Annotated in this window: 10 protein-coding genes and 3 tRNA genes; 10 read left to right on the top strand and 3 right to left on the bottom strand. The window is 30.0% G+C overall.

Features of this window, described 5'->3' with window-relative positions; genetic code table 11:
- The first annotated feature begins 67 nt into the window (after positions 1-67).
- The 7 genes from E5R92_RS01285 to E5R92_RS01255 all read left to right on the top strand — a co-directional run bounded on the left by E5R92_RS01285 (position 68) and on the right by E5R92_RS01255 (position 6,416).
- Entirely contained in the window at positions 68-1,324 is a 1,257-nt protein-coding gene (locus E5R92_RS01285; RefSeq protein WP_229704547.1) for a potassium transporter TrkG, read from the top strand.
- A 31-nt stretch (positions 1,325-1,355) separates the two neighbouring features.
- Positions 1,356-1,432, top strand: a tRNA-Arg gene (locus tag E5R92_RS01280).
- Between the two features lie 169 nt (positions 1,433-1,601).
- Positions 1,602-2,642 (top strand): amino acid ABC transporter substrate-binding protein, encoded by a 1,041-nt coding sequence (locus tag E5R92_RS01275; RefSeq protein ID WP_020169389.1) that lies wholly within the window; start codon positions 1,602-1,604, stop codon positions 2,640-2,642.
- Between the two features lie 65 nt (positions 2,643-2,707).
- A complete protein-coding gene (locus tag E5R92_RS01270) occupies positions 2,708-3,853 on the top strand; it encodes an amino acid ABC transporter permease (protein WP_168606313.1) in 1,146 nt (381 codons plus the stop codon).
- A complete protein-coding gene (locus E5R92_RS01265; protein ID WP_168606312.1) occupies positions 3,853-5,133 on the top strand; it encodes an amino acid ABC transporter permease in 1,281 nt (426 codons plus the stop codon). Before E5R92_RS01270 ends, E5R92_RS01265 begins: the two co-directional genes overlap by 1 nt.
- A 3-nt stretch (positions 5,134-5,136) precedes the next feature.
- Positions 5,137-5,871: an amino acid ABC transporter ATP-binding protein gene (locus E5R92_RS01260; RefSeq protein ID WP_168606311.1), complete on the top strand. Its 735-nt coding sequence runs from the start codon at positions 5,137-5,139 to the stop codon at positions 5,869-5,871.
- A gap of 173 nt (positions 5,872-6,044) precedes the next feature.
- The gene (locus E5R92_RS01255) at positions 6,045-6,416 is read left to right on the top strand and encodes a helix-turn-helix domain-containing protein (RefSeq protein WP_168606310.1); all 372 of its coding nucleotides are present in this window, start codon (positions 6,045-6,047) and stop codon (positions 6,414-6,416) included.
- A 111-nt stretch (positions 6,417-6,527) separates the two neighbouring features.
- Here the strand turns inward: E5R92_RS01255 and E5R92_RS01250 are convergent.
- Positions 6,528-6,603: transfer RNA gene (locus E5R92_RS01250), tRNA-Asn, on the bottom strand.
- Positions 6,604-6,653: 50 nt separating this feature from the next.
- Positions 6,654-6,727 (bottom strand) — tRNA-Cys (locus tag E5R92_RS01245).
- Between the two features lie 128 nt (positions 6,728-6,855).
- Here E5R92_RS01245 and E5R92_RS01240 point away from each other — a divergent pair.
- Genes E5R92_RS01240 through E5R92_RS01230 form a run of 3 tightly spaced genes read left to right on the top strand, consistent with a single transcriptional unit; the run spans position 6,856 to position 12,406 of the window.
- Positions 6,856-9,483: a valine--tRNA ligase gene (locus tag E5R92_RS01240; protein WP_168606309.1), complete on the top strand. Its 2,628-nt coding sequence runs from the start codon at positions 6,856-6,858 to the stop codon at positions 9,481-9,483.
- Positions 9,483-11,201, top strand: coding sequence for a dihydroxy-acid dehydratase (gene ilvD / locus E5R92_RS01235; protein WP_168606308.1), 1,719 nt, complete (start codon positions 9,483-9,485; stop codon positions 11,199-11,201). Before E5R92_RS01240 ends, ilvD begins: the two co-directional genes overlap by 1 nt.
- Positions 11,201-12,406, top strand: a complete 1,206-nt coding sequence (locus E5R92_RS01230; protein ID WP_168606307.1) for a sugar phosphate nucleotidyltransferase — start codon at positions 11,201-11,203, stop codon at positions 12,404-12,406. The genes ilvD and E5R92_RS01230 overlap by 1 nt, the downstream gene beginning before the upstream one ends.
- Positions 12,407-12,428: 22 nt before the next feature.
- Here E5R92_RS01230 and E5R92_RS01225 read toward each other — a convergent pair whose 3' ends face one another.
- Complete coding sequence (locus tag E5R92_RS01225) at positions 12,429-13,388, bottom strand: hypothetical protein (protein ID WP_229704546.1); 960 nt, start codon at positions 13,386-13,388, stop codon at positions 12,429-12,431.
- Positions 13,389-13,577 lie beyond the last annotated feature (189 nt).

Here is a 13,577-nt window from a genome sequence, read left to right as displayed (position 1 = left end):
TCTTAATCTTTATCTAAATTTAAATACGTATATATATACATTCATAATCTCTATTTTTTTAGCTGTATTGTTTTATTACGTAAAAAGTAATGATGAAAAAAAAATAACAATATATGAAAAAATATTAACAATTCTGCTAGGTTATTTTTTATTACCACTGGTAATTTCAATACCTTTTTACTTTAGTATTTATAATTTAACTTTTGTTAATGCTTTCTTCGAGTCTATTTCTGGATTCACTTCAACAGGTTTTACTATTTTTGATAATATCAACCACATTGATCAAAGCTTAATATTATGGAGATCTGCATCTCAGTGGATAGGGGGTCTTTATTTTCTATTTTCTATAATATTATTAATTGATATTTTTGATCATAGCTTTAAAAAATCTTTAACTAACTTTTTATCGTTCAATAAATCTGAAACTTTCAAGCAGGCATTAAAGATATTTCTATTTTATTCATTAATTACAATTTTGATTTTTATAATATTAAGTCTTTTTGAAATCAGGTTGTTTAATTCTCTAAATCTAGCTATGACCATAATTTCATCAGGTGGTTTTTTACCATCAAATAATTTGTCTAATATCTTGATTGATAATTCTCAAATAATAATTATGTCAATTTTATTACTATCTTCTTTTTTTAGTATTTTTTTGATTTACAATCTAATCTTTACAAAAAATCATAACCTTAATTTCTTTAATGAAGATATTCATTTATTATTTTATTTCTTATTTTTATTAATTATATTTTTTGTATTTTTAAATTTTGAAAATAACTTTAGTGAGATATTTTTATCTTTAACAAGCAGCATTTCTAACTCAGGATTTTCTTTGAATAATTCTCCTAATAATTTGTCTTTTATTTTTTTAATACTTGTTATTATTGGAGGTTCATTTTTTTCTACAAGTTCTGGTATTAGATTTTTAAAAATTTATTCATTATTTAAATACTCAATTAATGAAATTCTTTCTTATAGCAGACCTAAAAATATTTACATAAACAAACATTTATTTTCAAAAGATTCATTTAAATTAGATGAAATCTATAAATATTTTCTTTCAGTAATTATTTTTATAATTTCTTTATTTGTTTTAACTTTTTTATTAACTCTAAGTGGAATTGATTTTGAAGGCTCTTTTAAACTCTCAATTTTAACAATAATGAATACCGTAAATTCTTCAATGTTTGGTTTAAGTGATTTTAGCTTTTATGATCTACATTTTATCACCAAATATTATCTAATTTTCTTTATGATTGTTGGTAGACTTGAGCTTTTAACTTTATTAATTATTTGTAAAAAATTCCTTTTTAAAAATTAAATTCGTACTATAAATACATTTGTATTAATTTGCGCTCTTAGCTCAGCTGGATAGAGCATCGGTTTTCTAAACCGAGGGTCGGTGGTTCGAGTCCACCAGAGCGCACCATTACTAGATATAATATCTAGCTTTTAATTAGACACTACATGTAGGTAAAAACTTCTAACAAAGCCAATTTTACTTTGATCATCTTTATAAAATGATAAACACTTAACTTAATTCAAATCATTTTGAATTATTTGTTAACAAATAAATAAATAAAACAGAGGAATAAAATATGTTTAAATACGTAAAACAATTAACTTCTCTAGTTGCTATGGTTGCAGTTCTGTTTGCTTTTACAACAGAAACAATGGCCGCTAAGAAGTCAAAAACTCTTAAGAACACTCAGAAAAAGGGTTTTGTAAGATGTGGTGTATCTCAAGGTCTACCGGGATTTTCAAATGCTGATGCTGCTGGAAATTGGACTGGTGTTGACGTTGATGTATGTAGAGCGGTTGCTGCTGCAGTATTAGGTGATGCGAATAAAGTTAAGTTCACTCCACTAAGTGCTAAAGAAAGATTCACAGCTCTAACTTCTGGTGAGATTGATATCTTGTCAAGAAACACAACTTGGACACTTTCTAGAGATGCTGACATTGGTTTAACATTCGTTGGAGTTAACTTCTACGATGGCCAAGGTTTCATGGTAAGAAAAGACTCAGGAATTACTTCTACGAGCCAGTTCAAAAATGGAATTTCAGCATGTACTAACATCGGAACTACAACTGAACTAAACATGAGAGACTTCTTTAATTCAAAAGGAATTTCTTATGAGCCAGTTGCTTTCGAAAAAGCTGATGAAGTTGTTGCAGCTTATGACTCAGGCAGATGTGATACTTACACAACTGATAAATCTGGTCTAGCAGCACAAAGAACAAAAATGACAAACCCTGATGACCACGTAGTGTTACCAGAGACTATTTCTAAAGAGCCTCTAGGACCAGTAGTACGTCAAGGTGATGCAGTTTGGGAAGACATCGTAAGATGGTCACTAAACGTAATGATCGAAGCTGAAGAGTACGGTATTAACTCTGCAAACGCTGACATGATGAAAACTTCTGAAAACCCACAAATCAAAAGACTTGTTGGTTCTGAAGGTGAATTAGGTGCAGCATTTGGTTTAGATAACGATTGGAGCTTAAGAATTATCAAACAAGTTGGTAATTATGGAGAAAGCTACAAGAGAAATATCGCTGATACTGGTATTTTGCCTGACAGAGGTCCAAACCAAATTTGGACTAAAGGTGGATTACTATACGTACCACCAGCAAGATAATTATTATCTAATAAAACACATAAAGGGCTAGATTTATCTAGCCCTTTTTTTATAATACTCATCAAATGAAATTAAAAAAATTCTTACCTCAACTATTAACATTATTATTTATAGTTTTAATATTTGGTTTCTTTACTATGAATGCGCAAGAGAACATGGATACAAGAGGTATTGAATTTGGTTTTGGTTTTTTAACTCAAGAAGCTTCATTTGATATACAATTTTCTTTAATTGATTATGATGGTTCAGATTCTTATGCTAGAGCATATCTTGTTGGATTGTTAAACACTCTTCTCGTTGCTTTTATAGGAATTATTCTAGCTACACTATTAGGTCTTATAGTTGGTGTTGCTAGATTATCACCTAATTATTTGATTAGAAAAACTGCCTCTTTTTACATAGAATTTTTTAGAAATGTTCCATTGTTATTACAAATTTTCTTTTGGTATTTTGCTGCTCTTAGAGCACTGCCAATGCCTCAGGATGCTACAATGATATTGGGATCATCTTTTATGACTATAAAAGGTTTTTTTACACCAGCACCAATTTGGACAAATTTTGATGTTTTTTTTATAACCTTAATTATTGCAATGATTTTAGTTTTCTTTTTTGTAAAATTTGCAAAAAAAAAACAAGAACAAGAAGGTAAACAGTTACCAGTATTAATTATCTCATTAGTTATTTTCATAGGTCTGCCACTTTTAACATTTTTAGTAGGTGGTGTTGATTTATCCTTTAGTTTTCCAGAATTAAGAAAAATGTCTAAATCCTCTTACACATTTGATGGTGGTATGGGTATACCACCAGAATTAATTGCACTAACTTTAGCTTTAACTCTTTATACGGCAACATTTATTGCAGAAAATGTTAGGGCAGGTATTCAAGGTATTGGTAAGGGGCAAAAAGAAGCGGCTGCATCAATTGGCTTAACACCAAGCCAAGTTTTAAAATTAGTAATTATGCCTCAAGCATTGAGAATAATTATACCACCAACTACTAATCAATACTTAAATTTAACTAAAAATTCATCTTTAGCTGCTGCGATTGCGTACCCAGATTTAGTTTTGGTTTTTGCCGGAACCGCAATGATGCAAACAGGAAAAGCAATTGAAATTGTTGGAATTACAATGGCCACATATTTAACTATTAGTATAGCAATTTCATTATTAATGAATTGGTACAACCAAAGAATAGCGATAAAGGAAAAATAATGAATTCAAAAAATTTTGATTTACCAAAATCTAAAATCCAAATAAGTAGAAATACTTCTTTGATTATTGGAACTTTATTTTTTTTCTTAGGTATTTTCGATTTTTGTTTAAATAATTTATTAGGCACAAATATTACCTCTTTCTTACCTAGGTTTATTAATTTTTTTACACCCTTAATCTTTGGAGTAATTGGTCTTCATTTTATTAGAATTGAATTTTCGGGGATTAAAATCCTAGATAGTCTTAATAAAAATATTAATCCAAGTAATTTTAATGCTGCTTTAAGTTTGTGTATTATTTTTCTTATAATATTCGCTCTTCCTCCATTATTAAATTGGTTCATTTTTGATGCTAATATATCTGGTGACACTAAAGAAGCATGCACAGGTGGTGGTGCTTGTTGGGTTTATATTAAAGTTTGGTTTAATAGATTTATGTATGGAATGTACCCTAATGCTGAGCAGTGGAGAATTAATGTAACTTTTATAGCTGTATTAGGCTTTATGGCAGCTGGATTTTTCACACCTGCTAAATTTAGAAATTATCTTTCTCTTTATTACACTCTTATACTACCAATTATTTCTTTCATCTTAATTTACTATTTGATTTCTGGTGGGTCTTTTGGACTAGAATGGGTTGAAACAGGTGCGTGGGGTGGTTTATCTTTAACTTTTATTGTTGCATTCTTTTCTTTAATTTTCTGTTTTCCAATAGGTATGATGCTAGCTCTTGGAAGAAGATCTGATTTACCCATTGTTAAATATTCATCTCTTTCATTCATAGAATTTTGGAGAGGCGTTCCATTAATTACAGTTTTATTTATGTCGGCAGTAATGTTTCCAATGTTTTTGCCAGATGGAACATATGTTGATAAATTAATTAGAGTAGTTGTAGCAATCACTTTATTTGAAGCAGCTTATACAGCTGAAGTTATAAGGGGAGGACTACAAGCACTGCCAAGAGGGCAATATGATGCTGCTAAATCGCTTGGTATGGGTTATTGGAAGCTTCATATTTTTGTTATTCTTCCTCAGGCATTAAAATTAGTAATACCAGGAATTGCAAATACATTTTTGGCACTTGTAAAAGACACACCATTAATTTTTGTAGTAGGTCTTTTAGAGGTAGTTGGTATGTTAAATTTAGCTAAAACAAATCCAAAATGGTTAGGGTTTTCAATGGAAGGTTATGTATTTGCTGGAATAATATTCTGGATTATTTGTTATAGTATGAGTAAATATAGTCAAAAATTAGAATTAAAATATAAAACAGATAGATAAATTATGTCAGATTCAATTATTCAAATTCAAAATGTAAATAAGTGGTTTGGTGATTTTCAAGTATTAAAAGAAATTAACCTTGAAGTTAAACCTAAAGAAAAAATTGTTGTTTGTGGACCATCTGGATCTGGAAAATCTACATTAATTAGATGTATCAATAGACTGGAAGAGCATCAAAAAGGATCAATTATAGTTGATGGCATTGAAATTTCAGAAGATACAAAGAATATAGAGCAAGTCAGAGCTGAGGTTGGAATGGTTTTCCAACAATTTAATTTATTTCCTCATTTATCTATTTTAGATAATTGTACGTTAGCTCCAATTTGGGTTAAAAAGATGCCTAAAAAAGAAGCAGAAAAATTAGCGTTAGAACATCTTGAAAGAGTACAAATTTTAGATCAAGCTCAAAAATTCCCAGGCCAATTGTCAGGTGGACAACAGCAAAGAGTTGCTATTGCAAGAGCACTTTGTATGGAACCTAAAATTATGTTATTTGATGAACCTACATCAGCATTAGATCCTGAAATGATTAAAGAAGTACTGGATGTTATGGTTAATTTAGCAAAACAAGGTATGACAATGATTGTTGTAACTCATGAGATGGGCTTTGCTAAAGAAGTAGCAGACCAAATGATCTTTATGGATGAAGGAATGATTGTTGAAAAAGCTGCCACCAAAGACTTTTTTGCAAATCCTAAAAGTGATCGTACTAAGCTTTTCTTGAGCCAAATTTTATAAGTCGTTTTTGACTAGATAACACAACAACTTTATTTGCTTATATTAGCTTATAATACCTTGACACATTTATAATAATACCCCTAATTCCCTAAAATAAAAAAATTTTTCTGTTGCGGTAATATGAAAAAATTAGTTCAATAGGTTTTTAAAAACAAATTTTAAGAGGGGTCTTAATGGAAGCTAATTTTAACAAACATTTAGGTAACAAATTAAAGCTGAGAAGATTAGCTTTAGGTCTTACACAAACAAAAGTAGCAAAAGCAATTAATGTTACATTTCAACAAATTCAAAAATATGAAAAAGGGACTAATGGAGTTAGCTCAATACGTCTTCTTCAATTGGCAAATTATTTAAAAGTTCCAGTAAATTATTTTTTTGAAGATTTTTCAGAATACCTATTAAATTTAGAAAGATCTCAAGAAGGTCATATGATTGTAAATTATAATTTTTTAGTTAAATTATATTCCGAGCTTAATAATGATCAAAAACTAAAGTTTAGTAAATCATTACAAAATTCAAACATTGGAATTTCAAAAGTAGGTTAGTACAAATCTTAGTTTAGGACCTCAATATAGTTTAAATATTTTAAATAAGAATTCTGATAATTTAAAAATTTTTTTTAGATAAAATTTAACAAATAGGTAAGACAATTTATTTGGCTCCTCGGGCAGGACTCGAACCTGCGACCAATTGATTAACAGTCAACTGCTCTACCAACTGAGCTACCGAGGAATATCAAAAGCACAACTTACTTTTTTTTAAGAGTAAAACAAGATTTTTTTTGGAGGCAACGCCCAGAATCGAACTGGGATACAAGGATTTGCAATCCTCTGCGTAACCATTCCGCCACGTTGCCCTCTCATCTCAATTTAAAACAAATAGAGAGCCTTTTATATATTAAATATATAAAATTAGTCTACCAAATAAGCCTTCAAAATGATTATTGTTAATTCATATTATTAAATTATAAACTTATAATCATCTATGATTAACGACAAATACATACATACAGACGTTGAAGATAAGATCTATTCTTATTGGGAAAAAAACAATTTATTTAAACCTACTAAAAATAAGAAACAATTTTCAGTAGTTATACCTCCACCCAATGTAACTGGTAGCCTTCATATGGGGCACGCTTTAAATAATTCAATTCAAGATCTTTTGGTTAGATATCATCGTATGAATAGTTATGAAACCTTATGGCAACCAGGAACAGATCATGCGGGCATTGCTACGCAGGCTTTAGTTGAGAAAAAATTAACTACTGAAGGCATTGATAAAAATGAAATTGGAAGGGAAAAATTTATTGAAAAAGTTTGGGAATGGAAAGAAGAACATGGTGATATCATTTTAAATCAACTTAAAAAATTGGGTTGCTCTTGTGATTGGTCAAGAAATGCTTTTACAATGGATGAAAACCTTTCAAAATCAGTTTTAAAAGTTTTTGTAGAACTTCACAAAAAAGGTTTAATTTATAAAGATAAAAAATTAGTTAATTGGGATACCGTTTTAAAAACTGCAATATCAGATTTAGAAGTAGATCAAAGAGAGGTTAATTCTAAGATTTATTATATTCAATATCCAATTGAAGGTTCTAGTGATTTTATTACTATAGCCACAACTAGACCCGAGACTATGTTAGGGGATACTGCAATTGCAGTAAATCCTAAAGATGATCGATTTAAACATTTAGTTGGTAAATTTGTAACAGTTCCAATTGTTAAAAGAAAAATAAAAATTATTGCAGACGATTATGCTGATCCAGAAATGGGAACTGGTGCTTTAAAAATAACACCTGCACATGATTTTAATGACTATGAGGTTGGGCAGAGAAATCATTTAGAAATTATCAATATCTTTACTGAAGGTGGTAAAGTAAATGACAATGCTCCTAAAGAATATACTGGACTTGATAGATTTGAAGCTAGAAAAAGAATTTTAAAAAAACTTAAAGAAAAAGAATTTTTTGTTAAGGAAGAAAATATAAAGAATAAAGTTCCTTATGGGGATAGATCTAACTCGATAATTGAACCTTTTTTAACAGAACAATGGTTTGTTGATGCAAAAAAATTATCAATTAAAGCTAAAGATATAGTTAATTCTAAAAAAACTAATTTTTTTCCTGCTAATTGGTCAAAGACTTACTTTCAGTGGATGAACAATATTGAACCATGGTGTATCTCAAGACAACTTTGGTGGGGACATCAAATACCTGCTTGGTATGGTCCAGATAAAAAGATCTTTGTTGCAATAAATGAAGATGAAGCAAAAGCTGAAGCTAAAAAAATCTATAATAAAGATGTAAATTTAATTCGTGACCCAGATGTATTAGATACTTGGTTTTCATCTGGCCTATGGCCTTTTGCTACATTGGGGTGGCCTGACAATAAAGAATATGTTGATAAATTTTACCCAACATCAGTTCTCGTTACAGGGTTTGATATTATATTTTTTTGGGTAGCACGTATGATTATGTTTGGAATGGAGTTTTTAGATAAAGAACCTTTTAAAGATATTTATGTTCATGCACTTGTTAAAGATGAGAAGGGACAAAAAATGTCAAAATCTAAAGGAAACGTAATTAACCCTTTAGATTTAATTGAAAAATATAGTGCAGATGCTCTAAGATTTACTTTACTTTCAATGGCATCACCAGGAACTGATGTAAAACTTTCTGAAGATAGAGTTAAAGGGTATAGAAATTTTTTGAATAAATTATGGAATGCAAACAATTTTTTAATTACCAATAATTGTGATTTTTCTAAAATTGAAAAAAAACCAAGTTTAACAATTAATATTAACAAATGGATTTATTCAGAACTAATAGAAACTAAAAATAAAATTGAAAAAAACCTTAAAGATTACAGATTTGATGAAGCTGCAAAAAATGCTTATCAATTTACTTGGCACTCTTATTGTGATTGGTATTTAGAACTATCAAAAACAATACTCTTTTCAGAAGATGAAAAAGCAAAACATGAAGTAAGACAGGTATCGGCTTATGTATTTAAGCAAATATTAATACTACTACACCCGTTTATTCCATTCGTTACAGAAGAAATTTGGTTAAATAATAAGTTTGATAACTCAGGTAAAGATTTTCTAATGTTAGCTAATTGGCCCTCTGGAGAGCTTGAAAGAGACTCGTCAACAAATCAAGTTGAAAAAATTATTAGTATAGTTTCTGAATTAAGATCATTTAAAAATGAATTAAGTGTAGGCCCTGGCTCATTTATAGATATTTCAGTTGAGAGTGTTAGTAAAAAAGAACAATCTTTTTTTACTGAAAATGAGGTTATTCTAAAAAAACTTGGTCGTATCAAAAACCTACATAATAAAGATCTAGATAAACCAGCTGCTACTTTAGTAGTTTCTGGAGATTTATTTAAAGTATATTTTGATGAAGATGTAGATTTAGAATTAATTAAAAAAAATTTAATTACAAGACAAAATAAATACCAAGAGGAAATGGACAAGACATCAAATAGGTTAGCAAATAAAGACTTTGTTGATAGAGCACCAAAAGATATTGTTGACCAGGAAAAAAATAATTATAATAATTTAAAAAATGATGTTGAGAGAATATCAATAACTATAAAGGGTATATAATGGCAAAATTTAACAAAAAGAAATTACCAAGCAGACATACTTCATTAGGTGCTGATAGAGCTCCACACAGATCTTTTTACTATGCGATGGGTGAAACTGAAAAAGATGTAGCAAAACCATTTGTTGGTGTTGTTTCAACTTGGAATGAAGCTGCTCCTTGTAATATTGCTTTAATGAGACAAGCTCAATCTGTTAAAAAAGGTGTTAGAGCTTCAGGTGGAACTCCTAGAGAATTTTGCACAATAACTGTAACTGATGGTATTGCGATGGGTCACGAAGGAATGAAGTCTTCTTTAATTTCCCGTGAAGTAATTGCCGACTCAACTGAACTTACTGTACGTGGTCATTGTTATGATGCGCTAGTTGGTATTGCTGGTTGTGATAAATCTTTACCAGCTTTGATGATGGCAATGGTTAGATTAAATGTTCCAAGTGTTTTTATTTATGGTGGTTCAATTCTACCAGGTCAGTATAAAGGTAAAGATGTAACTGTGGTTGATGTTTTTGAAGCGGTTGGAAAACACTCAGCAGGACAAATGTCCGCTAAAGAATTAAGAAAATTAGAATTGGTTGCATGTCCTAGTGCTGGCGCATGTGGAGGACAATTTACTGCAAATACTATGGCCTGCGTTTCTGAAGCTATTGGTTTAGCCTTACCTTATTCAGCTGGAACACCCGCTCCATACGAAGAAAGAGATAAGTATGCATTATTAAGTGGAAAGACTGTAATGAATTTATTAGAAAAAAATATTCGTCCAAGAGATATTGTTACAAAAAAATCTTTAGAAAATGCTGCAACAATTGTTGCTGCTACTGGTGGATCGACTAATGCAGCATTACACTTACCAGCTATAGCTAATGAAATTGGAATTAAGTTTGATTTAATGGATGTAGCTAAAATATTTAAAAAAACTCCCTACCTTGCTGATTTAAAACCAGGCGGAAAATATGTTGCAAAAGATATGTGGTTAGCTGGTGGAGTTCCTATGTTATTAAAAACTCTTTTTGATGGTGGTTTTATACATGGTGATTGCATGACGGTTACTGGAAAAACAATGAAACAAAATTTAAAAAATATTAAATTTAATCCTAAGCAAAAAGTTTTAAGAGCATTTGACAATCCTTTATCACCAGATGGAGGAGTTGTTGGTCTTAAGGGTAACTTAGCTCCTGATGGTGGAATTGTTAAAATTGCTGGTTTAAAGAAATTACAATTTACTGGTAAAGCTAGATGTTTTGATAATGAAGAAGCAGCAATGGCTTGTGTACAAAAGAAAAAATATAAAGAGGGAGATGTAATTATTATTCGTTATGAAGGACCAGTTGGTGGTCCTGGTATGAGAGAAATGCTATCAACAACAGGTGCAATTTATGGTCAAGGTATGGGTGAAAAGGTTGCTCTAATTACTGATGGAAGGTTTTCTGGTGCTACTAGAGGTTTTTGCGTGGGTCATGTTGGCCCTGAGGCGGCTTTAGGAGGCCCTTTAGCTCTTTTACGTAATGGTGATGTAATTGATATAGATGCTAAAAAAGGAACCATTAACGTTAGATTAACTAAATCACAATTAGCTACAAGACGTAAACAGTGGAAAGCAAAAAAATCAAGCTTTGGATCAGGTACTATTTGGAAATATGCTCAAACAGTAGGTCCTGCTTATTTAGGTGCACCAACACATCCTGGTAAAAGAAAAGAAGTTAAAGTTTACGCTGATATTTAATGAAAATTAGACCCGTTATTTTATGTGGCGGAGCAGGAACTAGACTTTGGACTAATTCTAAAAATCATCAAGCTAAACAATTTATTGATTTTGGTAATTGGACTTTATTAGGAAAAACTCTTGATAGAGTTAAATCTTCAACATTTGATGCACCGATCATAAGTACAAATCTTAAATATTTAAAAGAGGTAAAAAAACATCTTAAGAAACACAAGATAAGTAAATATAAAATTGTTTTAGAGCCTGCAAAAAGAAATACAGCACCAGCAATTCTTGCATCAGCATTAATTAAAGATATTCCAAACGAACAACCTTTAATGTTTTTTGCAGCAGATCATTTAATAGAAAAAGCTAGTATTTTTAATAAAGCCATTAATAAAAATAAAGCCAATTTAACTAACCAAAATATATTCATTTTTGGTATTAAACCAACATCACCTTCTAGTGAATACGGTTATTTTATAACTAAAAAAGTTAAAGGAAATATTAATAAAGTAACTAAATTTATTGAAAAACCAAGAGAAGCTAAGGCTAAGCAAGTTATTAAACAAAAAGGCTATTGGAATTCTGGAATGTTTTTTTTAAGAAAAGATTCAATAATCAATAACTTTAAAAAGTATCAACCTACTATATATAAAAATTGTGTTAATGCTGTTTCAAAAGCTAAACTTAAGAATAACACTTATTACCTGAATAAAGCTTCATTTGAAAAAGCTACTGCAAAATCTTTTGATTATGCAATTTTAGAAAAAACTAAACAAATTAATGCTATTAAATTAGACATTCCTTGGTCAGATCTTGGCAGCTGGAAAGAGATCTTAAAAATGTATGATAAAGATAAGAATAAATATTATAAGAAAAAAAATGTTTATTACCGACCTTGGGGTAAGTATGTTAATTTATTTGAGGGCAAAGGCTTTTTAATTAAAGAGTTATTCGTTAAACCAAAAGGTATATTAAGTTTACAAAAACATCATCACAGATCAGAACACTGGCTAGTAACTGAAGGAAAGCCTAAAATTACACTTAATAAAGATAGTTTTTCTAAAAAACAAAACGATCATATATTCATTCCATTAGAAGCAATTCATAGAATTGAAAATAAAGGTAATAAACCTGTTAAGATTATTGAAGCACAAGTTGGATCGATATTAAAAGAAAGTGATATTGTAAGGTTTCAAGATGTATATGGCCGTATTAAATAATAATACACCACATAATTAATATTTAAAACCAATTATTTGGAATAATGATGTAGTGAATTGCTAATACAATTGCAACTGACACCGTCAATCCTATAGTCATTTTAAGGAAGTCTTTACCAATTAAAGGAAAGACATATTTAAACTTATAGTCTTTATTCATTGTAGATATTGCAAGCTCTCTACCACACAATAAACCAACAAATACCCATGTTGTAGACATTGGTAAATCATTAAGTTCTTTAAAGTAGTAAAGAACAGCAGCATAAATCACATTAATTATTGTTGCTGATCTTGCGTATCTAGTTCCAGTTTTATCTAAAACAACTTTTTGAATTGTTCCTCCGTTTATGTAGAAGATATAAAAAAGAAGAGCTGTAAAGTATGCAAGAACAATTAATAATAAATTTACATCTATTTGTCTTGGAAGATATACGGCTATATTAGCTACGTCGTGAGATAACCAAACCCACCATAACCAAGCAGAAGTTACCCATACAGAGTTTCTCCAAAAACCTATCCATTTATCTTCAACTTCATCAAATTTCTCATTGATAAATTTAGATACTACTATCCAACAAATGTATGCTGCAACAGCTGCTAAGCCGTATCCTACAACACTCTTCATAAGCATTTTTTCAAGAACTACAGTTGATGCAAATGCTGACAGAACTAAAAAGGTAGTTGAAACAGGTATACCTATTCTTGTTAATACTAAAAGTATTCCAGGAGCCACAGCATGATACCACTGTATTTCTTGGAAAGGTATTCTTGTTAATCTTCCATAAGATATATCACCAGCATTACTGTACCAGCCCCATGTGATTGCAAGTATCATCACAAATGAAGCAGCGCTTGCAAGCGTATACCATTTAAACCATTTTTGTTTTGACGCTATAAATGTTCCAAGCGTTTGAATTGAATCATTTGCTATAACGCTATATCCCGCTAAAGCAAAGCCGATGATCGTATATATTGTTGTCATTTCCATCTTATTTTTCCTATTTTTTATTTATCTTTATTGTTTTCCATTTCGAATGATTCTTATTCTTGAGGTCGATTTAATAGAGAAGAGAAATTTTATCTATATGTAAATTTATTAATATTTTTTGTGGGGAATTGATTCGTCCATAATTATATTATTTAAAGTTGAAGTCTATACAGAGAATTCAAC

It is taken from the genome of Candidatus Pelagibacter giovannonii (assembly GCF_012276695.1).
GTDB classification, from domain to species: Bacteria; Pseudomonadota; Alphaproteobacteria; order Pelagibacterales; family Pelagibacteraceae; genus Pelagibacter; species Pelagibacter giovannonii.
The sequence above is the reverse complement of the archived record's forward strand: the minus strand, read 5'-3'. Positions and strand labels throughout refer to the sequence as shown.

Bases quoted from the DNA above. Each gene is read 5' to 3' on its own strand.
- E5R92_RS01275 (WP_020169389.1), top strand. From the start codon at position 1,602: ATGTTTAAATACGTAAAACAATTAACTTCTCTAGTTGCTATGGTTGCA.
- E5R92_RS01270 (WP_168606313.1), top strand. From the start codon at position 2,708: ATGAAATTAAAAAAATTCTTACCTCAACTATTAACATTATTATTTATA.
- E5R92_RS01265 (WP_168606312.1), top strand. From the start codon at position 3,853: ATGAATTCAAAAAATTTTGATTTACCAAAATCTAAAATCCAAATAAGT.
- E5R92_RS01260 (WP_168606311.1), top strand. From the start codon at position 5,137: ATGTCAGATTCAATTATTCAAATTCAAAATGTAAATAAGTGGTTTGGT.
- E5R92_RS01255 (WP_168606310.1), top strand. From the start codon at position 6,045: ATGGAAGCTAATTTTAACAAACATTTAGGTAACAAATTAAAGCTGAGA.
- E5R92_RS01240 (WP_168606309.1), top strand. From the start codon at position 6,856: ATGATTAACGACAAATACATACATACAGACGTTGAAGATAAGATCTAT.
- ilvD (WP_168606308.1), top strand. From the start codon at position 9,483: ATGGCAAAATTTAACAAAAAGAAATTACCAAGCAGACATACTTCATTA.
- E5R92_RS01230 (WP_168606307.1), top strand. From the start codon at position 11,201: ATGAAAATTAGACCCGTTATTTTATGTGGCGGAGCAGGAACTAGACTT.
- E5R92_RS01225 (WP_229704546.1), bottom strand. From the start codon at position 13,388: ATGACAACAATATATACGATCATCGGCTTTGCTTTAGCGGGATATAGC.